Here is an 18975-nt window from a genome sequence, read left to right as displayed (position 1 = left end):
ATTCAGGCACTTTCATTATAAAGGGCGCTTTGCAAATCATGCATGGCCCTTTGGTAGTCTTTTTTATTGCCGAACGAGCGCATCAGTTCAAGCGGTGTTCCCATCTGGGAGAAGGGATTGATACTGAGAATTTTGGCGTCCTCGAAATCCATCACTCCATCGTCGGCATACTTGTCCAGTAGAGCATCCAGAACGGATCGGGACTGTTCGCCGTAGCGGCCGAAGATATCCAGTTTCTTGACATTCTCTGCCCGTTCCTTGCGAGTGAGAGGCTTGGCGCCAAACGCGACATGACAAATGAGATCAAAGGGATCAAGATCCTTATCGAGTTCCTTGCCAATAACAGCCAGATCAAGTCCTTCATCGGCCAGTTCCTCGAGGATGGCTTTCTTCCGCTCTTCCGCATTCCAGCGGTGCAGGAAATCATCCAGCGAAGCAAAGCGGCGCTTGAGATGCTTTCGGGTGAAGTCCCTAAGGCTTTCCGTGATGAGTTTGCCATTCGCATCAAGATACTCGACACGCTCCTTGACGATTGTTGCACGTACGCCATCGACATAGATTTTGGGCTTTTTATCCCCAGATGGTCCATCTGGCCCAGTAGGTTGTCCTTCAGGTCCAATCGGATTTCCAACAGTTGGTGGATCGCTCTCTTCACCACCCTGTCCTCCTCCAGGGACATCGTCCGATGGAACCATCGGGCCATCGCCAGATGGTTGATAGATCTGGACAGGCTCTCCATCAAAATCGGGATCGGCAAAGTGGCTAGTGGCTCCTCTGAAGTCCATCAGCGTGAAATAGAATTTGCCCGTATCCTGATGGACCCGCGTTCCTCGACCAACAATCTGCTTGAATTCTGTCATCGAGCCGACCTCACGATCAAGCACGATCAAGCGGCAGGTCTGGGCATCAACGCCGGTGCTCAGAAGGCGGGAGGTCGTGACAATGACGGGGTAGTCTGCTTCCGGGTCTATGAAGTTGGCGAGTTCATTCAGGCCATCTTTATCATTACCCGTAATACGCATGACATATCGGGCATCCTTTTTTACCATGTCGGCATTTTCATTGATCAATGCCTGTCGCATGCGCCCTGCATGTTCCTGATCGACGCAGAAAACAATAGTCTTCTGCATCCTGTCACCGCTTTCCTTCAAAAACTGGGTGACGCGTTTCGCAACAATCTTCGTGCGGTCATCAATGACCAGTGTCCGGTCGAAATCCTTGGTGTTGTAAATCCGGTCCTCGACTTCAATCCCGTCACGATCAAGCTGTCCCTTTTCGGGCCGATAGCCTTCGATATCCCGGTCAATGTGAACCTTGACGACTTTATAGGGCGCAAGAAAGCCATCCTCGATGCCCTGTTTCAATGTGTAGGAATAGATCGGTTCGCCGAAGTAATGGATGTTTGATGCATATTCGGTTTCTTTTGGCGTAGCGGTCATACCGATTTGCGTTGCACTTGCAAAATGCTCAAGAATTTCTCGCCAAGCTGAGTCTTCAGCCGCGCTCCCACGATGACACTCGTCGATGATCACAAGATCGAAGAAATCGGGCGAAAGCTCCTTGTATATCTTTTGCGAGTCAAGCGGCCCTGTGAGTGCCTGATAAAGCCCGAGATAGATTTCAAATGCCGTATTAATGCGACGCTTTTTATCTACGGCAAGCGGGAGATCAACTTCCGATCCATCCGCTCGTTCGATTGTTTTGGCCTGAGTGGAGAGCTTGGCCATCGCGCCTTGAAACGGACGGAAATCATTCACCATGGTCTGGTCAACCAGAATGTTTCGGTCCGCAAGAAACAGGATACGTTTCTTTGTACCGGACTTCCAGAGCCGCCATATGATCTGGAAAGCTGTGAAGGTCTTACCCGTTCCTGTTGCCATCACGAGGAGCAGACGGTTCTGCCCTTTGGCAATCGCCTCGACCGCAGCATTCACCGCATTCATTTGATAGTAGCGAGGTGTCTTCCCATCATCGAAATAGTTTTGAAGCGTTGTGCTCTCAGCTGCAGCCGAAATGCCCCGCCAAGCATTGTAGCGAGCGAGTAGATCTGACGGTGAAGGAAACTGATCAAGAGCCAGTAGGATTTCAGGAACGGCCTCTTGGCCTGTCATATCGTGGAAAAGAAAGCCATCGCCATTTGAGGAAAAGGCAAAAGGCACACGCAGCATCTCGGCATAGGTAAGAGCTTGCTGAATCCCATCACCAACGGAGTGTTTGTTATCCTTGGCTTCGACGACTGCAAGAGGGATATTCGGTTTTGCATATAAGACATAATCGGCACGCTTGCGCTTGCCTCTCGAGACCAACTTGCCCCTAACGATGACGCGCCCATCTGTGAGTGTCTTCTCTTCAAGAACTTGTGTTTGGAGGTCCCAACCAGCAGCAACGATTGCAGGCGTGATGAACTTCGAGCAAATGTCGCGCTCGCTTAGATCCGTCTTATTGGACATCAATACACCCCTTTGCTCTGCCCGTGACCCCTAAAACAGAAGCCCTCTATCGGTAAGGCTTCTTTTGGGTTGAGCACTCATAATTGGTAAACTCTGAGGTGATGTTTTTCAAATTGTTTATGCCTTTAAACAACCTGACATAATCTAACCAATGCTTTGAAGAGAGGTTCAACCTCTCATTCAGACTACCTGCTTCGCATTTTAGCTCAAGCGACCGATTGCAAACTCATGGTACACAATCTTTTGCATCTTCTAGAGATTGAGCGCCATTTAAACACGACCGCACGTTATTCAGCCTGTTTCGGGCATCATCCAGATCAGAGGACAGATTACGAGAGGTCTGGAGAAGATCGTTAAATTTCGTGACTAGGTCATTATAGTCAGTTTTGAGCGAGTCAAATTGGTCTGCACACTCCGTAAGGTTGGATTTGCAAGTGAAGCCCTCATAGTTACACTGATAACTATCAAAGCACACGGCATCATCACTCACACATTTCGCCGAACGCGAGCAAATCTTGTCTCCGTAATCGAGACAGGCAGGTTGCCCAAAGGTACAGGAGAAACTCTGAGCTGAAACGCAAGTGGGAAACAGCACTAGTCCTATGATTAAGTAGAACACTTTCATTCCAGAGGAACTAGACCTCGCACACTTTATCGCTAACGATCTTCTCGTTTTTTCGTATCTGCAATTTCCAAGCGACATGACGCCCCCCCCCCAAATCAAGCCTTGCTACTGACATTACAACTCAAGCAAGTGCCTCCGTCAAAAGCATATGGAACAGGTATCTACGTTGTCCAACACTGAGATATCCTGAAGGCTTTGAACATCTATGCAGCCTTCCCCAGAGCCTCCGCCATAAGCTTCAATCTCGCCTCAGGCCCCCCATATCGCTCCGTCATTCCCTTGCTGGCGTGCCCAAGGATCATGGAGATGACTTCCTCATGCACTCCTGCAAGCCTCAGTTTGTCTACTAGCGTGTGCCTAAGAGAGTGTGTTGATACAGCCTTGTCCTTTGTCACTGCTCTGACATGCTTGAGCAAGGCTGCCGAAGCCATATCCTTATGCATTTCGGATCCGTAATGAGGAAAGACAAGCGGGCTATCGCCCGACAACTCTATGGCCTCCAACATCACTGAGACGGCTTTTTTCACTAATGGGATATTTCGAATAGAAGCAGAGTTCTTCAACCGCCTATTCTCGTTGAACTGGATCTTGATGAAGGGAATTTCCACTCCATCCAGAAAGACTTCAGACTTCATCAAACCGCGAATTTCACCAAGCCGACATCCAGTCTGCTCCAAGAGGATCCAAATCATCCGAAGCTCGTCATTGGCGTTGTCCTGTATCTGCTTATTGATGGCTTCAAGTTCATCCCGGGTGAATGAACGCTTGTCGTCCTTCCTTGCCCCACTCACTTTGATTGATAAGCCGCTGAATGGACTTGATATGCCTAGCTCTGTTTCCTTGATGACGAAATTGACGATTGCCTTCAGGTCATTCAAGTATCTTTGGGCTGTTGCAGGCTGGACCCCTATGCCATCCTGGAAATGTTCGACAATCTTCCTCGCATCTAGTCTTCTGATATCAGTGATCTTGCGATCCTGGCCGAGCGCTTCAATTGCATGTGCAACAACCCGATCACTTCTCTGCTTTTGCTTTTTCTCATCAATTTCGTCGGCTGCTGACTTGTATTTCAAATAAAGCCTTTTCGCATCTAATAGTGTAGGAGCCGGGCTGGAGGGAATTCCGTTATTCAATGCTCTGACAAGCTGTAAATCTTCTTCAGACATATCATCCGCATCACCTGTCTCGGGATCTATCGGATAGCTTTCAATGATAGCTTCGGCTTCCATTTCCCGAAGAAACTAATCCCTTGGTTCAGCAAAAATCCCACTTTCAACCTCGTAAGGATTGAAGCCCAGCTCTCTTATTCTCTCAATAATCTTCTCATGCTGCATCAAGTCAGTGCGTGGCAATGAACCATCAGGGTCAACACCCCTAATCTTCATTTCCGCGCGCTCTTCCTGCTTGATGAACATGTTGTGCACAGACGGATATGCTTTAAGGGCCTCCCTCTCGGATTGCCCCAAAGACTTTTTGAATTCTCGCTTACCGATGATTGATTGCAGGTGCTTCGGTACAGCTCTGCGGTAAGTGTAATTCCCCTTGCTGGATATCTGAACGTACTTCAAGACAAGACCCATGATGTACCCCGATTGTACTAGAGTTTGTACCTATCAGAACAGCATGTCTATGAAGTTATTGAAAGAATTGACATTTGCAGGGGAAAATGGTGCCGCTGATAGGACTTGAACCTACGACCCACGCATTACGAATGCGTTGCTCTACCAACTGAGCTACAGCGGCCCGCCAGACGATCCAGTCTACAGACTGGTCAGATGCTGGAACCCGCGTCCTGTCTTGCCCGGCTTGAAAGCGCGTTGCAAAACGAATGATCCAATGACCAAAACGGGGTGGCTTCTCTTAGCCAATTCCATGATCAAGGGCAAGAGGCAAAAACGGCATTGTGGGAGAAATCACAAAATGCCGTGCAAAGAGGCGGATTTGGCCAGGATTTCATAAACAGAAGCCCGGCGAACCGGGCTCCTTTTGTTACTCTTGCAACCAGCCTAGAAAAGCTTGAAGCGCTTGTCGGCCTTGCGTGCAGCCTCGTCCTTTTTCGGCCCCGGATCATCCGGCGGAAATGGCATCGGAAATTCCACTTCCTTCGGCTTTTCAATCTCGATCCGCGCAGACGCCTTGTCCTTGGCCGGAGCAACCGGAACATCCTCAACATCCGCTGCCTTCTGAGGTTTGGAATCCTCGGCGGCCTTGGCCGCGGAAGCGACTGCCTCGGCGCTGGGTTGGTCTTTGCGCTCGGTCTCGGGCTTATCCGCTGGAACTGCGGGGACGTCCTTTGCCGCTTCAGGCGCGATCTCCTCCGGCCTCTCGTCAGCTACTTCGGGATGGATCTCCTCGATATCATCTTCGGCAACGACAAAGCCCTTGGCCTTGTCTTCCGCCCCAGATGCTTCCGCAGGCAACAGCACCATGTCCCCTTCAGAGCGGTCCTCGTCCGTCAGATCACGGCTGTCCAGCATCGGCTGGTCAACCTGTGCCACTTCACGAACCGGCACCTTCCATTCATAGGCGTCGATCTTGCCGGTCACCGGCGAGATCGGCTGCCAGACGTCACTCACCTGTCCATCGGCCGTCCAGGCCGGATCACGATGCGCGCCGACGGCCCGGGCCAGCCACTGGCGCACGAGACCGAAGTCATTCTTGTCACCCTCTTCCAGCTCAGCCATCAGCATGCAGATACGCGGTGTCAGATGGGCTTCTGCCATGGGCTCCAGCAGACTGCGGGCCTCGGCCCATTCACGGGCGTCGATGAAGGCACGCGCCATCGCCAGCTTGGATTCGATATGGTCCGGCATCAGCCCGAACAGCACGCGTATGCGCTTGAGACGATCCAGCGCCGTGTCGCCATCCTTGATGTAGGCATAGGCATGAGCCAGTTCCGGATGCGGTTCAATGCGCCAGGCCGCTTCCACCAGCTTGGAGGCCTTGCGATAATCCTTGGCGTCGTTGAGCAGGTCTGCATGCATCACCACAGCCGGAACGAGTCCCGGTGCCAGTTTGCAGGCTTCTCCCAGCAGTGCCCGAATCGATGCATCGGCATTTTCCTGCCCGTCCAGCTCCATGGCCTGTGCCGTCAGAATGACCGCGCGCTGACGACGGAACGCATCCTTGGAAAGATGCTTGTTGGCGTGGTTCTGCGACAGGGTGACCAGAGCCCCCTGCCAGTCACGAGAGGCTGTCTGCATGTCGAACAGCGCGGTGCCAGCCCAACCCGGCGTCTTCTTGCTTTCGTCGGTTGCAGCCTTGGCCATCTGCATGGCTTCTTCCATGTCGCCACGCCGTTGTGCCTCGATATACAGCCCGCGACGACCAAGCGCCCGGGTTTCGTCTGTATCCAGCATGGCTTCAAAGCTCTGGCGAGCCTTGGTCGGTTCTCCGGCCAGCTGTGCCGTCTGCGCCTCAAGCATCAGGGTCATCGGTTCCTGACCGAGCAGCTTGCGCGCCTTGGCAGCCTGCTTGCGGGCCAGTGCCAGATCGCCGACGCCAACGGCAATCATGCCGGTAGACAGCGCCTTGTAGCCCTTGTCACGACGACGGGAAGAGAAGAAGCCGGTCACCGAGCGCGGGGAATTCCAGATCCCGCGGATAACGATCCACAACACCACGGCAACACCCATCGCCGCCACGATGAGCAGGAAGCCCATCAGCAGCGAGACCTCGAAGCCCATGTCGAGCCACGGCCAGTTGATGATGATTTCTCCGGGGCGATCAGCCAGCCAGGCACCGCCAAACGCGATGGCCAACAAGACAGCAAAAAAGATGAGTGTTTTAATCATAGCGTTCCGTTCCCCACCTTAACCCGCAGTATTCTTGGCGCCTGAGCCAAAGTCAGTACGAATGGTGTCCATCGCCGCATCCACCGCAATGCGGGCCTTCAATCCTTCGATCCAGCCAGCACCGGCCTTGGACATGCGCGCCGCTTCCGGCAGCGCATCCCATTCCTCGGCAGCCTTGACCAGATTGCCCTGCTTGACGTGGAACTCGATCACTCCGAGCTGGCTGACAAGGCTTTCGCCTTTCTGTTCACCCGTAAGCGAATGCACCTTGACCATGCTCTGGGCGCTGATCAGGAACTTGTCGAGAATGGTGGTTGCCCCTGCGCCTTCGGCTTCCCGCAGGATATCGTCATATTTGGCCCGGAAGTCAGCGGCCAGCGCTTTGGCGGTCGGAACCCCGGTCGCCGCATAGGCCTGCAGCGCCTTGACCGCATCGTGATCACCAACCACATTGGCGAAGGTCTTGAGCGCCAGCTCGAAGTTGGCTCCCGAAGCAGTCGCATTCTCAAGGCCCGCCAGAGCAATGGTGCGTGCCGAGCTCTGCATCCGTTCGGACAGATTGTTTTCCTCGAGCGCCGTCACCCGCTCGGAAAGAGACTTGGCCTCGGCGGTGACCTTGTCGCTGAAATTGGAAAGCTCGACCACCACATCGTTGATGCGACGGTCAGCCGAGGACAGGATATCATCCTTGGCCGCCTGCAAATTCTCGCCAAACTGGGCCGCCTGCTCGGCAGCCTTGGTCTCGATCAGGCTACCCTGTTCGGCCAGTTGCGAGGCAAGGGTTGCCAACTGCGCCTTGGCGTCAAGCATGTCTGTCTTGAGGCCATCAATATCAGCAAGGCTCTCCTTGAGAGCATCAATGCGCCCTGCCAGTGCTTCCAGCTGCAGGCCAACCGGGCTGTTGCTGGTCACCGGAGCATCGCTTTCGCCAGAGCCGTTTGCATCGGCGGCAGCCTCGCCGGAAGCCGCGTCATCGGTCACCAGACCGGCGGCATTAGCCTCAAGCGCATCGAGACGCCCGCTGAGAGCCTCAAGCTGTTGGCTGATTGAGGCAGCATCAACCGATGGAAGCGCCGAAAGCTTGCCGTCAAGCGCCGTCACCTGTGTCTGAAGGGTGTCGATCTTTGTCGTGTCGGAAGGCAGGGTCATCCAGCCCTGCTGCAAACCGACATAGCCAAGAGCCACGATGGCCGCGCCACCGAGCAGACCACCCACGAATCCACCGCCAAAGCCGCCGCTTTTCGGCGCTTCGTTCATCGGGGCAACCGAGGCAGAAGGGGTCGCTGATGCGGGAGGGGCCCCGCTATCGCCACCACTGTCTTGGCTAACACTCTCACTGCCGGCAGCGCTGTCTTCAGCGCCAGCCTCCGTTTCGGGAACAACTGTTTCCGCAGCATCTGTGGCCTTGTCGCCGTCATCGGCAACAGGAGCCGTTTCCTCCACAGCGCTTCTGGCTTCTTCATCCAGCGGATCCTTGCCCTCGGCCTTCTCCACTGGACCACCCGAGGCCGGAACCGTATCGGCATCCACCTCAGTTTCCGTCGCTTCGCTCTTGGCAGCGTCAGTTGCTGTGGTCTCCGCCTCTGGTGTCGCAGGCGTCTCGGCCTTGGTCACGTCTTCTGCGGTCAGATCAATGGTTTTGACCGGCTTGCCTCTAGCCGCGGTCCGATTGTTGGATTTGCGAGTTGTCATACCATTCCTCAATTCCCGCGAGACGGGACGATCACTTTCCGGTCCTGATACGCCGTGCCGGATGGCAGGCCATGCGACAGGCCGGGCTCAATAAATCTCTCTATGCGGCAACCATCTTGCCTGAAGAGGCCGGGCCCCATGGCCCCGGTTCGACTGTCAAACCGGTTTCCTCCCCACTTCAGACTACGAGCTTAAGGCAGCCCGATGTCATTTTTGCGGCCAACCAAGCCGCAATCAGGAGGCAGTTTACAGTCTTGCGCCTTTCAGAAGCATAGCTACCGCCCCAAATAAGCACTATTAGATTAATTAGTTATGGCCATTTTCCAAGCATGCAAGCAAAGATCGCTCATTTGGTGCTTCGGCCACAACCAAAGGATAGCTCAGCCCCTGCAATGGAAGCGCAACCCTTGGGGAAAGGCAATAGAAAATCACGTTTTTTATTTTGTCCGAAAGGCCCGCCTGTTCAATCAGGCTGAGCAGAATCTGACAGCTGCGCTCCGAATAGAGCAGAATCCCGTCAAGCGCTTCCGCCTCGATTGCAGCAAGAGCCGCATCGCTCAAGGCATCACGCGCAACCATGTCATAGACTTCCCTGAGGCAGACCGCAAAGCCCTGCTGCAGCAGGGTCCGGTCCAGCGCCCCGGTCCGGATTCTCCCGGCCAGATAGAGTAGCGGACCATCAGTCGGGGCCAATGCAGTTAGCAACTGTTGTTCCAACTCAGCCACATTGGCAGCCACCAGCGCAACCTTGGCAAATCCCAGCTCGCGCGCCAGCACTGCCGTGCGTTCCCCGACACAGAAAAGACAGACGTCCACGAGGGTGGAAAGATCGGCCGGAGCCAGCATGCGCAGGGCATTGCGCGAGGTGATGACAAGTCCCTGCCAGGGCTCATTGGGAAGCTCGAAAGGAAGCGGAACGATGTCCATCACGGCAGAGCCGATGGCCACAAAACCTCTTTGCTCAAGAGCCCGGATGGTCTGTTGCTGATCGATTTCAGGCCGTGTGACCAGAATTTTCACCAGCCTCTCCTTTTCATCAACAGCCCCGCCCACTCCATTTTCTACTGGCAGGATGCCAGCACGGCGGCAAAAAAGGCGTCTCCGGCCTTTTCCTTGAGCTTGTTCGCGGCGTTCATGCCAATGGCCTCGGCTTCATCAGCCGATCCGACCATGGTGATATCATAGGCCTCGCTACCGTCAGGCATCAGCACCAGACCGGAAAAGGTCAGGCGATCACCGTCCACTTCGGCAAGCCCGGCGATGGGTGTGCGGCACGAGCCATCCAGCAGCCTCAGGAACGCCCGCTCGCAGGCAAGGGCCTTGGCCGTCGGTTCATGATGGATGGCAGCCAGAAGTCCGGCAATCCGCTCGTCGCCAATACGGCTTTCGATGGTAATGGCGCCTTGGCCAACTGCAGGCAGAAACTCATCCACCGCAATCGGCGCAGTGATGACAGCCTCGTCCCCAAGCCGCTTCAAGCCCGCACAGGCCAGAAGGGTTGCGTCCGCTACGCCCTCATCAAGTTTTTCCAGCCGCCGCTGCACATTGCCCCGATAGGTGATCACCTCAAGGTCCGGCCGCAGCCTCTTGACCATCGCCTGCCGCCTCAACGAAGACGTGCCAACCACTGCCCCGGCAGGCAATTCGGCAAGACTCTTGTATTTGCGTGAGATGAAGGCGTCCCGCACGTCTTCCCGCGGCAGGAAACAAGCCAGTTCCAGCCCCTCGGGCAAAAAGGTGGGCATGTCCTTGGAAGAATGCACAGCCAGATCGATTCGCCCGTCAATCAGGGCTTCCTCAATCTCCTTGGTGAACAGACCCTTGCCGCCAGCCTCCGACAGCGGGCGATCCAGAATGCGGTCGCCGGTCGTCTTGATCACAGCAATCTCGAAATCATCCTCGGCCAGTCCATGGGCAGCCATCAGCCTGTTGCGGGTCTCATAGGCCTGTGCAAGGGCGAGTTTACTGCCTCGGGTGCCGATTTTGATGAGTTTGGATTGCATCGAACGGGCCTTCATGCTCTTGTTACGCGGTCCATCCCCCTTGTCGCCTATTGGCATTGGCCATTGGTGCTGGCCATTGGCACTAGCATGACGGGCCCGAAAGAGGGCCTAAAAAAGGGGATGCCAATTATCTCTCTTTGCTCTAAAAGTCGGGCCATACAGCATGTCGCTGCAAGCACCGCCTTCGAGGGGCACAATAAAGGCAATAAAGTAGTCCGCGCAATGATCGTTTTAGGCATAGAAACAAGTTGTGACGAAACCGCCGCTGCGGTGGTTAGACGATTTGATGACACATCAGACAATGAACGAAGCGGTCAGGGTGAAATTCTCTCCAACGTGGTGCTAAGCCAGATAGAAGATCATGCAGCCTATGGCGGCGTGGTGCCGGAAATTGCCGCCCGCGCCCATGTGGAAGCCCTCGATGGCATCATCAAGGCAGCCATGGCCGAAGCAGACCTCAGCTTCGATCAGCTCGATGCGGTGGCCGCCACCTCGGGACCCGGCCTCATTGGCGGCGTCCTGATCGGCCTGATGAGCGCCAAGGCCATTGCCGCCGCGCACAATCTGCCCCTCGTTGCCGTCAATCATCTCGAAGGCCACGCCCTCACGGCCCGCCTGACCAACAACGCCCCCTTCCCGCACCTCATTCTGCTGGTCTCCGGCGGGCACAGCCAGATCCTGCTGGTCAAGGGTGTCGGCGACTATGAGCGCTGGGGCACCACCATCGATGATGCGCTGGGCGAAGCCTTCGACAAGACAGCCAAGCTGCTCGGCCTGCCCTATCCAGGCGGCCCGGAGGTGGAAAAGGCAGCTCTTTTGGGCGACAGCAAGCGCTTTGCCCTGCCCCGTTCAATGAAGGGGCGGGAGGGCTATGATTTTTCCTTCTCCGGCCTCAAGAGCGCTGTCCGCCGCGAAGCCGAGAAGGTTGCACCGCTCAGTGATCAGGACGTCGCCGACCTGTGTGCCTCGTTTCAGGCCGCCATCTGTGAAATCCTCGCCGACCGCATCGACAAGGCGCTGATCACCTTTAGCGAGCGCTTCCCGGACATCGCAAAGCCGCAGCTGGTGGTCGCAGGCGGGGTTGCCTCCAACAAGGCCATCCGGGCAACGCTCGACAGTGTCCTTTCCGCACGCGGCGCCGAACTGGTGGCGCCACCGATCAGGCTTTGCACCGACAATGGGGTGATGATCGCATGGGCTGGAGCAGAACGCTTCGCGCTCGGCCTCAGCGACCCGCTCGATACCGCCGCCCGACCACGCTGGCCGCTTGACGCAACAGCGGAAGCCAGAATCGGCGCGGGCAGAAAGGGAGCCAAGGCATGAACACAGTGGATGGACCCAAGGTTTTTCAGCGCATTTCCGTTCTGGGTGCCGGGGCATGGGGCACGGCCCTTGCTCTCAACGCCGCCCGCGCCGGACGCGACGTCGTGCTCTGGGGGCGGGACAGTGCGACGCTTGAAACCATCAGCACCACGCATCAACTGCCTGCCTACCTGCCCGGCATCACCTTTGATCAACCCCTTGAGACAACTACAGACCTGACGGAAGCAGCCGATGCAGACTGCATCCTGCTGGTCGCTCCGGCGCAGGTCACCGCCTCGATTGCCGAAACCATCGGCCTCTATGTACGCAAGGGAACTCCGGTCGTGCTCGCCGCCAAGGGTCTGGAAAAGGGAACCCAGCGGATGATGAGCGAAGTGCTGGCCGACTATCTGCCGCAGGCTGTTCCGGCCATCCTGTCCGGCCCGTCCTTTGCTTCCGATGTCGCCCGTGGCCTGCCTACCGCCGTGACCATTGCCGCGCCGTCGCTGCCGCTGGCCGACAAGCTTTGTGCCTCGCTTTCAAGCCAGACCTTCCGCCCTTATGCCAGCACCGATCTGGTCGGCGTTCAGCTAGGCGGCGCCTTGAAGAACATTCTCGCCATCGCCTGCGGCATCGTTCTGGGCAAGAAGCTCGGAGCCAGCGCCCATGCCGCACTGATGACGCGAGGCTTTGCCGAAATGCAGCGGTTGGCCCTCAAGCTCGGTGCGCGGTCCGATACCCTGATGGGCCTGTCCGGTTTTGGCGATGTGGCGCTTTCCTGCTCCAACCACCAGAGCCGCAACTTCGCCTTCGGCTTTGCCCTTGGCGAGGGACAGACCCTGTCCGACCTGATGGCCCCGGGCGCAAAGCTTTCGGAAGGCGCCTACAGCGCCCGCGTCGCCTGCGAATTGGCCACTCGTCACGGAATCGAAATGCCTGTCGCCCAGGCCGTGGCAGACGTGTTGGAACAGAAATGCAGCATCGACGAAGCAGTGATCCGGCTGATGAGCCGCCCTTTGCGCGCCGAAAGCGAACAGACCATCAAACAGAATTGAAACCTTCAAGAACAGGAGTATCCCCATGCATTTCATCGTAACCTGCAAAGACAAGGAAGGCGCACTGGAAATCCGCAAGGCCAACCGTGACGCCCACCTCGCATTCGCCCGCGCCAACGCAGCCATTCTGCAGGTTGGCGGCCCGCTGCTTTCCGACGAAGGCGAAATGATCGGCTCCTGCCTGATTTGCGAAGCCGAAGACAAGGCCGCTCTCGATGCCTTTCTGGCTCAGGACCCCTATGCACAGGCTGGCCTGTTCGAATCCGTTACCTCCCAGCCGTGGAAGTGGGTTCTGGGCAAACCGGAATAAGCAGCAAAACCGATAACCGGAGAGACATATGGCTTACTGGCTTTTCAAATCCGAACCCAACACCTGGGGCTGGCAACAGCAAATGGCGAAAGGTGAGGAAGGCGAACAATGGGACGGCGTGCGCAACTATCAGGCCCGCAACAACATGCGCAAGATGAAGCTCGGGGAAAAAGGCTTCTTCTATCACTCGGTGAATGAAAAGCAGATTGTCGGCATCGTCGAAGTTTCGGCCGAAGTCCATCCGGACAGCACGGATGATACCGGCAAATGGGAGTGCGTCGACATTCGCGCAGTCGAACCGGTCAAGACACCGGTGACTCTGGAGGACTGCAAGAATCATCCCGATCTGGGCAACATGATTCTGGTCAACAATTCCCGTCTCTCGGTGCAACCCGTATCCGACGAGGAATGGGCAATCATCTGCAAGATGGCAGGCGTCAATCCCTGACCACCGCCATCCCAAGTTTGCTGAAATTGGAAAGGGGAAGCTGGCCATGACCGCTTCCCCTTTTCCTTGTCTGCTGCCCTCAAGCCCCATCGCCTCGCCAAGGCCAACGACGCAAGGCCTGCCGCTATCAGCAGGACCGCACCGTTATCAGGGCCTGCAAACGCTGCTGGATAAGCGGAATGATCAGATAGACCATGCTGACCACCACAATTGGCACCATGACCATGGCTCTCTGCCAAAGCTGCCAATCGGGCGTCAGCGCCGCTATCCCGTAGAGCAGGACCGTGACCAGCGGATAGACGAAAAGCAGAATCATGAGCGCAAAACGCGCCCGGGATGGTTTACGTGCGACCTTATTCATGCGACATTCCTTTCGAGACGAACCGTTCCGTTTTGGAAAAGCATATATGAACGATACGTTCCGTTTCGTCAAGAGGAAAATCATGAGCGCAGATACAGACACCCAGGCCCCTGCCGAGCCGAACGACACCCGCCATTCCATCGGAGCGCGGAAAAACCCCGAGACGGAGGCGGCAATCCTCGATGCTGCAGCGGAAATCATCGCCGAAAAAGGCATTGGCGGTTTGCGGATGGAAGCGGTTGCCCGTCGGGCCAAGGCCGGAAAGGCAACCCTCTATCGCTGGTGGCCCACCCGCGGCGCGCTGCTGCTGGCGGTCTATCAGCGCAAGAAGCCCCACATGACCTATCGCGACACCGGCTCGCTCTATCAGGATCTTCTGCATTTCGCCAATGACCTGATCACGGTCTGGAAGGGAGACAATGGCCTGTTTTTCAAGGCCATCATTGCAGAGGCCGAATCAGATCCCGACGTTACCGACAAGCTGAGGGAATATCATGCCGAAAGACTGGAGGCGCTGTGTGCGGTCACCAGACGGGCCCGGGATCGAGGCGATATCCCGGCAGACGAAGACCCGACAATCCGGGCGGAAATGCTGATCAGCCTGCTCTGGCAGCGGCTGATCAACAACCGTCTTGATGAAAAAATTGACGGGCATGTCCGCATGCTCGCCAATTCCGATTGATCATACTGTGATGAAACTGACCGGACCGGTCACTTCACCTTGGTGTGCTCTTCATGAATGCCGATGCTGAGACGGATGGACGCCGTCGTCGACAGACGGGAGAGTTCTGCAATCTTCTCCTGCTGCACGGAATTGGGATCGTTCCAGCGCAGTTCGAGCCAGTTGCGCTCGTCGCCCACCTTGATCAGCTCTTCAATCACCGCCTTGGTAACGCCAATCCCGCGTGCATCATAATCGACATAGAGAATATCGACATGACCAACGCGCTTGCCGGAAATCGTCTCCGGCAGATCGAAGAAGGTGCAGAAAGCGCTGAGCTTGCCGTCAACATAGGCGCCCATCACTTCGGCAGTACGATCGGTCAGCAGGGTTTCCGCATAGAACATGTCCGGCTGCCGGGGCGCCCCACGCTTTCGTTCCTGTGCATAGGCAGAAATCAAAGGAGCCAACTCAAGGGCGGCATCCAATTTCAAAATCTTGATGTCAAACTCGCTCATACTCACTCCCGTATCGCATCTGGGGCTACCAAGTCGGGCAAATCTCAAAAGAAACCAATTTGCCTTGCTTCCGGCAGCGTTCAATTCATTAGACTATCTCTATCGTAAATAGTGCAGCAAATTACACAATCCATTCTGCCTCACCTTCCCCATTTATCCAAGCACTACCGGACCAAAGAATAGGGACAAAAAAAGCCGGGTCGCTGGGCCCGGCTTTTTGATCGTGAAAACTGGCCGAAAGCCTAGTCGAGTTCGCGTACATCGATGAAGTGTCCAGCAACGGCAGCAGCAGCAGCCATGGCCGGAGAAACCAGATGTGTGCGGCCCTTGAAGCCCTGACGGCCCTCGAAGTTGCGGTTGGAGGTCGAGGCGCAGCGTTCGCCCGGAGCCAGCTTGTCCGCATTCATGGCAAGGCACATGGAGCACCCCGGCTCACGCCATTCGCAACCGGCCTCGATGAAGATCTTGTCCAGCCCCTCTTCCTCGGCCTGAGCCTTGACCAGACCGGAACCCGGCACGATCATGGCGTTGATGCCCTCCTTGACCTTGCGCCCCTTCAGCACGTTGGCAGCAGCGCGCAGATCCTCGATGCGGCCATTGGTGCAGGAACCGATGAAGATGCGATCGATGGTGACATCGGTCATCTTGGTGTTCGGCTTGAGGCCCATGTAATCGAGCGCACGAATGACGGCATTGCGGCGGGCTTCATCCTCGATCTTGTCCGGATCGGGAGTGGAGCCATCGATGGTCGTCACATTCTCAGGGCTGGTGCCCCAGGAAACGATCGGCGGCAGAGAGGAGGCATCAAGCGTGATGACCGTATCGAAATGAGCCCCTTCGTCGGTGTAAAGGGTCTTCCAGAATTCCACCGCCTTGTCCCAGTCGGCACCCTTCGGTGCCTTCGGACGGCCCTTGATATAGTCATAGGTCTTTTCGTCCGGCGCAATCAGACCGGCGCGGGCACCGCCCTCGATGGTCATGTTGCAGATGGTCATACGGCCTTCCATGGACAGGTCGCGGATCGCCTCGCCACAGAATTCAATCACATGGCCAGTGCCGCCACCGGTGCCGATCTTGCCGATAATGGCCAGCACGATGTCCTTCGCGGTCACGCCTTCGCCGAGCTTGCCGGTGACTTCAACCTTCATGTTCTTGGCTTTTTTCTGCACCAGCGTCTGGGTTGCCAGCACATGTTCCACTTCGGAAGTGCCGATACCATGGGCCAGCGAACCGAAGGCGCCGTGGGTGGAGGTGTGCGAATCACCGCAAACGATGGTCATGCCAGGCAGCGTGAAGCCCTGTTCCGGTCCGACGATGTGTACGACGCCCTGACGGTTGTCCAGCTCGTCATAATATTCGACACCGAATTCAGCAGCGTTCTGGGCAAGGGTTTCGACCTGCAGCCGGGATTCCGGATCGTCAATGCCCTTGGTACGGTCGGTCGTGGGAACGTTGTGGTCGACAACAGCCAGCGTCCGGCCCGGTGAACGCACCTTGCGACCAGCCATGCGCAGACCTTCGAATGCCTGCGGAGAGGTTACCTCATGAACGAGATGGCGATCGATGAACAGCAGGCAGGTGCCGTCTTCCTGTTGATCAGCCACATGGGAGTCCCAGATTTTGTCATAAAGGGTCTTAGGTGCAGACATGCTCGTCATCAGTCCTCTTAACAAACGATTGCGAAAATGGGCCTTGTTGCACCTGGCTTTGGGTCAAAAGACAAGAGGGCAACCGGAATGTCTGTGTCAAAGGAAGCAGCCTTTGCCCGACACGCCCATATGGAGTTTGAGATTGTATTGCGATAGATCGGTGGTCAAGGTCAAGCAATATTGTAATGAAAAATTCCGATCAGACGCAATTTCAATACAAAAAAGCCCGGCATCCATGCGGAGCCGGGCTTTTCGTTGACTGTCTGTCAGCCGACCAAAGCGAGCTTATTCAGCTTCGGAAGTGGAAGCGGCAGTGGCTTCGGCTTTCTTGGCTGCGCGTTCTTCAGCAGCTTTGGCTTTGGCAACGTCGTTCAGCTTGCGAGCGCGTGCGTTGGTTGCTTCAACGATACGAGCAGACTTGCCGCGACGATCGCGCAGATAGTAGAGCTTCGCACGACGGACTTTACCGCGGCGAACAACTTCAACACCATCCAGCATCGGGCTGTAGATCGGGAATACACGCTCAACACCTTCGCCATAGGAGATCTTGCGAACGGTGAAGCTTTCGTTGAGACCGCCGCCGGTACGAGCGATGCAAACGCCTTCATAGGCCTGCACACGGGTACGGGTACCTTCGGTCACGCGCACGTTGACGCGAACGGTGTCACCAACGGAGAATTCTGGGATATCGCGTTTTGCAGCGATTTCGGCCATTTGCTCTTTTTCGAGCTCTTCAATGATATTCATGATGTTCACTCTTGTTGTATCGCTACGACCAGAGCGTCCTAAGCAGTCCCGTTGGGCTCATTGATGCCCGACATGCCACAAAGGCCCGTTTCGCCGTACTTGTTGGAAATCAGATTTGGGGGTCTATACCCAATGCAGCTTCGTTTGTCACCCCCAAAAGTGACTCAAAAGCTGGCTTTTTGCTGCTATTCGCTTATTGCTTCAACGATATCCCGCTTTTGCCCGCCTTTGGAGGAGAAAAGGCCCGATCAACCAGCCTTGGGGTGGCTCTATGGGCCTAGAGAGACCGGGTTTCGCCGATCTTCATTATGAGGGCATTGTCCTCTCCGAACCCCTGCTCACGGGCTGCCTTGCGGAAGCGCTGAGGAGCTTCGAAAGGATCCTCCGGTGTCAGCATGATGGCCCCCCAATGCATGCCGATGGCCTTCTTCGCCCCGACGGCCTTGGCGATGGCCACGCCCTCTTCCGGCGTCGCGTGAACCTCCACCATGATGGAGGGCGGCTCGTAGGCACCGATGCCGACAATCGCATAGTCGAAGGGCCCGGCCCGCTCGCCAACGTCGCAGAAGACCTCGCCCCAGGCGGTGTCGCCTGAAAACCAGATCTTGCCGTCTTTGGTCTCGATCGCAAAACTCGCCCACAGGGTCTTCATGCGATCAAACAGGCCTCGCCCTGAAAAATGCACCGCCGGCAGCGTCCTGATCGACAACCCCGGCATCATCCATTCATCCCACCAGTCCTGTTCGGTTACCTTCTGATAGCCTCGGCGGGTGAAAAAGGAGCCAAGACCAAGCGGCACGATGACCTGTGTTTCCTGCTTGTGAGGGTAGGCCTCGATGGTCCTGGCATCCAGATGGTCATAGTGATTGTGGCTCATCAGAAGGATGTCGACCTGGGGCAATTGATCGACAGAAAGCGCCGAAGGAACAAACCGCTTCGGTCCCATGCCCATCTTTCCCGCAGTCGTTTCAAGGAAAGGGTCTGTCAGGATCACCTTGCCGCCAGTGCGGATCAGAAAGGAAGCATGGCCCAGCCATGTCACGCTGGGATTGCTCGCCGAGGCAAGTTGTGCGGCCTGCTCCTCATCATCCAGCACATGCCAGTCCGGCACGGCGGGCGCCTTGGTCTTGAAGGTCTGCTGCAAAATGAAGCGCGCAAAATCGCGAAAGGTCGCTCCACCCTTCGGGCTGCCGGGCGGGTTCTGAAACCGCCCATTCACGCGACGGGATGCATTTGGGTGATTTGTCATGAAAGTCCTGCCTGCCTGTTCAGCATGACCGGCGATCCCTGCAAACCCGGGATGCCTGCTTTTCTGGTTGTTCCCTAACAGGTATGCCCGATTGAGCGGAATGCAAGACCC

Annotated in this window: 17 protein-coding genes and 1 tRNA gene; 5 read left to right on the top strand and 13 right to left on the bottom strand. The window is 56.2% G+C overall.

Translation table 11 applies throughout. The features are described from left to right. Positions 1–2: 2 nt before the first annotated feature. The 8 genes from hsdR to hemC form a co-directional block, all read right to left on the bottom strand. On the bottom strand, positions 3–2450 hold the full coding sequence (hsdR, locus tag DSL70_RS01645; protein ID WP_119306139.1) for an EcoAI/FtnUII family type I restriction enzme subunit R: 2448 nt from the start codon (positions 2448–2450) through the stop codon (positions 3–5). An 828-nt stretch (positions 2451–3278) separates the two neighbouring features. After that, positions 3279–4304 carry a tyrosine-type recombinase/integrase gene (locus tag DSL70_RS01635; protein ID WP_119306137.1) on the bottom strand — a complete coding sequence of 342 codons (1026 nt, stop codon included), beginning with the start codon at positions 4302–4304 and terminating at the stop codon, positions 3279–3281. A gap of 12 nt (positions 4305–4316) precedes the next feature. After that, positions 4317–4655: a DUF6538 domain-containing protein gene (locus tag DSL70_RS01630; RefSeq protein ID WP_119306136.1), complete on the bottom strand. Its 339-nt coding sequence runs from the start codon at positions 4653–4655 to the stop codon at positions 4317–4319. Positions 4656–4742: 87 nt separating this feature from the next. Beyond that, positions 4743–4818, bottom strand: a tRNA-Thr gene (locus tag DSL70_RS01625). A 263-nt stretch (positions 4819–5081) separates the two neighbouring features. Next, positions 5082–6869: a heme biosynthesis protein HemY gene (locus tag DSL70_RS01620; protein ID WP_119306135.1), complete on the bottom strand. Its 1788-nt coding sequence runs from the start codon at positions 6867–6869 to the stop codon at positions 5082–5084. 18 nt (positions 6870–6887) lie between these two features. Then, positions 6888–8561 carry a COG4223 family protein gene (locus tag DSL70_RS01615; protein WP_119306134.1) on the bottom strand — a complete coding sequence of 558 codons (1674 nt, stop codon included), beginning with the start codon at positions 8559–8561 and terminating at the stop codon, positions 6888–6890. Positions 8562–8867: 306 nt separating this feature from the next. Continuing rightward, positions 8868–9581 carry a uroporphyrinogen-III synthase gene (locus DSL70_RS01610; protein WP_162916276.1) on the bottom strand — a complete coding sequence of 238 codons (714 nt, stop codon included), beginning with the start codon at positions 9579–9581 and terminating at the stop codon, positions 8868–8870. 41 nt (positions 9582–9622) lie between these two features. After that, positions 9623–10564 carry a hydroxymethylbilane synthase gene (gene hemC / locus DSL70_RS01605; RefSeq protein ID WP_119306132.1) on the bottom strand — a complete coding sequence of 314 codons (942 nt, stop codon included), beginning with the start codon at positions 10562–10564 and terminating at the stop codon, positions 9623–9625. 222 nt (positions 10565–10786) lie between these two features. Between hemC and tsaD the strand changes: the two genes are divergently transcribed. From tsaD to DSL70_RS01585, 4 genes are read left to right on the top strand one after another with little or no spacing between them, the layout of a single operon-like run. After that, positions 10787–11887, top strand: a complete 1101-nt coding sequence (tsaD, locus tag DSL70_RS01600; protein WP_119306131.1) for a tRNA (adenosine(37)-N6)-threonylcarbamoyltransferase complex transferase subunit TsaD — start codon at positions 10787–10789, stop codon at positions 11885–11887. Further along, on the top strand, positions 11884–12921 hold the full coding sequence (locus DSL70_RS01595; protein WP_119306130.1) for an NAD(P)H-dependent glycerol-3-phosphate dehydrogenase: 1038 nt from the start codon (positions 11884–11886) through the stop codon (positions 12919–12921). The genes tsaD and DSL70_RS01595 overlap by 4 nt, the downstream gene beginning before the upstream one ends. 25 nt (positions 12922–12946) lie before the next feature. Beyond that, entirely contained in the window at positions 12947–13231 is a 285-nt protein-coding gene (locus tag DSL70_RS01590; protein ID WP_119306129.1) for a YciI family protein, read from the top strand. Between the two features lie 28 nt (positions 13232–13259). Further along, positions 13260–13679, top strand: coding sequence for an EVE domain-containing protein (locus DSL70_RS01585; RefSeq protein WP_119306128.1), 420 nt, complete (start codon positions 13260–13262; stop codon positions 13677–13679). Between the two features lie 127 nt (positions 13680–13806). On the opposite strand, the gene DSL70_RS01580 is transcribed toward DSL70_RS01585, so the two are convergent. After that, positions 13807–14040: a putative antibiotic biosynthesis monooxygenase gene (locus DSL70_RS01580; RefSeq protein WP_119306127.1), complete on the bottom strand. Its 234-nt coding sequence runs from the start codon at positions 14038–14040 to the stop codon at positions 13807–13809. An 82-nt stretch (positions 14041–14122) separates the two neighbouring features. Between DSL70_RS01580 and DSL70_RS01575 the strand changes: the two genes are divergently transcribed. Continuing rightward, positions 14123–14722 carry a TetR/AcrR family transcriptional regulator gene (locus DSL70_RS01575; protein ID WP_119306575.1) on the top strand — a complete coding sequence of 200 codons (600 nt, stop codon included), beginning with the start codon at positions 14123–14125 and terminating at the stop codon, positions 14720–14722. A gap of 29 nt (positions 14723–14751) precedes the next feature. Here DSL70_RS01575 and DSL70_RS01570 read toward each other — a convergent pair whose 3' ends face one another. From DSL70_RS01570 to DSL70_RS01555, 4 genes are all read right to left on the bottom strand, one after another. Then, positions 14752–15219: a GNAT family N-acetyltransferase gene (locus DSL70_RS01570; protein WP_119306126.1), complete on the bottom strand. Its 468-nt coding sequence runs from the start codon at positions 15217–15219 to the stop codon at positions 14752–14754. A 242-nt stretch (positions 15220–15461) separates the two neighbouring features. Beyond that, positions 15462–16868, bottom strand: a complete 1407-nt coding sequence (leuC, locus tag DSL70_RS01565; protein WP_119306574.1) for a 3-isopropylmalate dehydratase large subunit — start codon at positions 16866–16868, stop codon at positions 15462–15464. Positions 16869–17153: 285 nt separating this feature from the next. Continuing rightward, on the bottom strand, positions 17154–17615 hold the full coding sequence (rplS, locus tag DSL70_RS01560; RefSeq protein WP_119306125.1) for a 50S ribosomal protein L19: 462 nt from the start codon (positions 17613–17615) through the stop codon (positions 17154–17156). A 277-nt stretch (positions 17616–17892) separates the two neighbouring features. Further along, positions 17893–18864 (bottom strand): MBL fold metallo-hydrolase, encoded by a 972-nt coding sequence (locus DSL70_RS01555; RefSeq protein WP_119306124.1) that lies wholly within the window; start codon positions 18862–18864, stop codon positions 17893–17895. Between the last annotated feature and the right edge of the window lie 111 nt (positions 18865–18975).

It is taken from the genome of Cohaesibacter haloalkalitolerans, assembly GCF_003574655.1.
Classification (GTDB): domain Bacteria; phylum Pseudomonadota; class Alphaproteobacteria; order Rhizobiales; family Cohaesibacteraceae; genus Cohaesibacter; species Cohaesibacter haloalkalitolerans.
The sequence above is the reverse complement of the archived record's forward strand: the minus strand, read 5'-3'. Positions and strand labels throughout refer to the sequence as shown.

Coding starts and splice junctions, on each gene's coding strand:
- hsdR (WP_119306139.1), bottom strand. CDS start 2,450: ATGTCCAATAAGACGGATCTAAGCGAGCGCGACATTTGCTCGAAGTTC.
- DSL70_RS01585 (WP_119306128.1), top strand. CDS start 13,260: ATGGCTTACTGGCTTTTCAAATCCGAACCCAACACCTGGGGCTGGCAA.
- DSL70_RS01575 (WP_119306575.1), top strand. CDS start 14,123: ATGAGCGCAGATACAGACACCCAGGCCCCTGCCGAGCCGAACGACACC.
- DSL70_RS01620 (WP_119306135.1), bottom strand. CDS start 6,869: ATGATTAAAACACTCATCTTTTTTGCTGTCTTGTTGGCCATCGCGTTT.
- DSL70_RS01590 (WP_119306129.1), top strand. CDS start 12,947: ATGCATTTCATCGTAACCTGCAAAGACAAGGAAGGCGCACTGGAAATC.
- DSL70_RS01635 (WP_119306137.1), bottom strand. CDS start 4,304: ATGGAAGCCGAAGCTATCATTGAAAGCTATCCGATAGATCCCGAGACA.
- hemC (WP_119306132.1), bottom strand. CDS start 10,564: ATGCAATCCAAACTCATCAAAATCGGCACCCGAGGCAGTAAACTCGCC.
- DSL70_RS01595 (WP_119306130.1), top strand. CDS start 11,884: ATGAACACAGTGGATGGACCCAAGGTTTTTCAGCGCATTTCCGTTCTG.
- DSL70_RS01570 (WP_119306126.1), bottom strand. CDS start 15,219: ATGAGCGAGTTTGACATCAAGATTTTGAAATTGGATGCCGCCCTTGAG.
- tsaD (WP_119306131.1), top strand. CDS start 10,787: ATGATCGTTTTAGGCATAGAAACAAGTTGTGACGAAACCGCCGCTGCG.
- DSL70_RS01580 (WP_119306127.1), bottom strand. CDS start 14,040: ATGAATAAGGTCGCACGTAAACCATCCCGGGCGCGTTTTGCGCTCATG.
- DSL70_RS01555 (WP_119306124.1), bottom strand. CDS start 18,864: ATGACAAATCACCCAAATGCATCCCGTCGCGTGAATGGGCGGTTTCAG.
- DSL70_RS01615 (WP_119306134.1), bottom strand. CDS start 8,561: ATGACAACTCGCAAATCCAACAATCGGACCGCGGCTAGAGGCAAGCCG.
- leuC (WP_119306574.1), bottom strand. CDS start 16,868: ATGTCTGCACCTAAGACCCTTTATGACAAAATCTGGGACTCCCATGTG.
- rplS (WP_119306125.1), bottom strand. CDS start 17,615: ATGAATATCATTGAAGAGCTCGAAAAAGAGCAAATGGCCGAAATCGCT.
- DSL70_RS01630 (WP_119306136.1), bottom strand. CDS start 4,655: ATGGGTCTTGTCTTGAAGTACGTTCAGATATCCAGCAAGGGGAATTAC.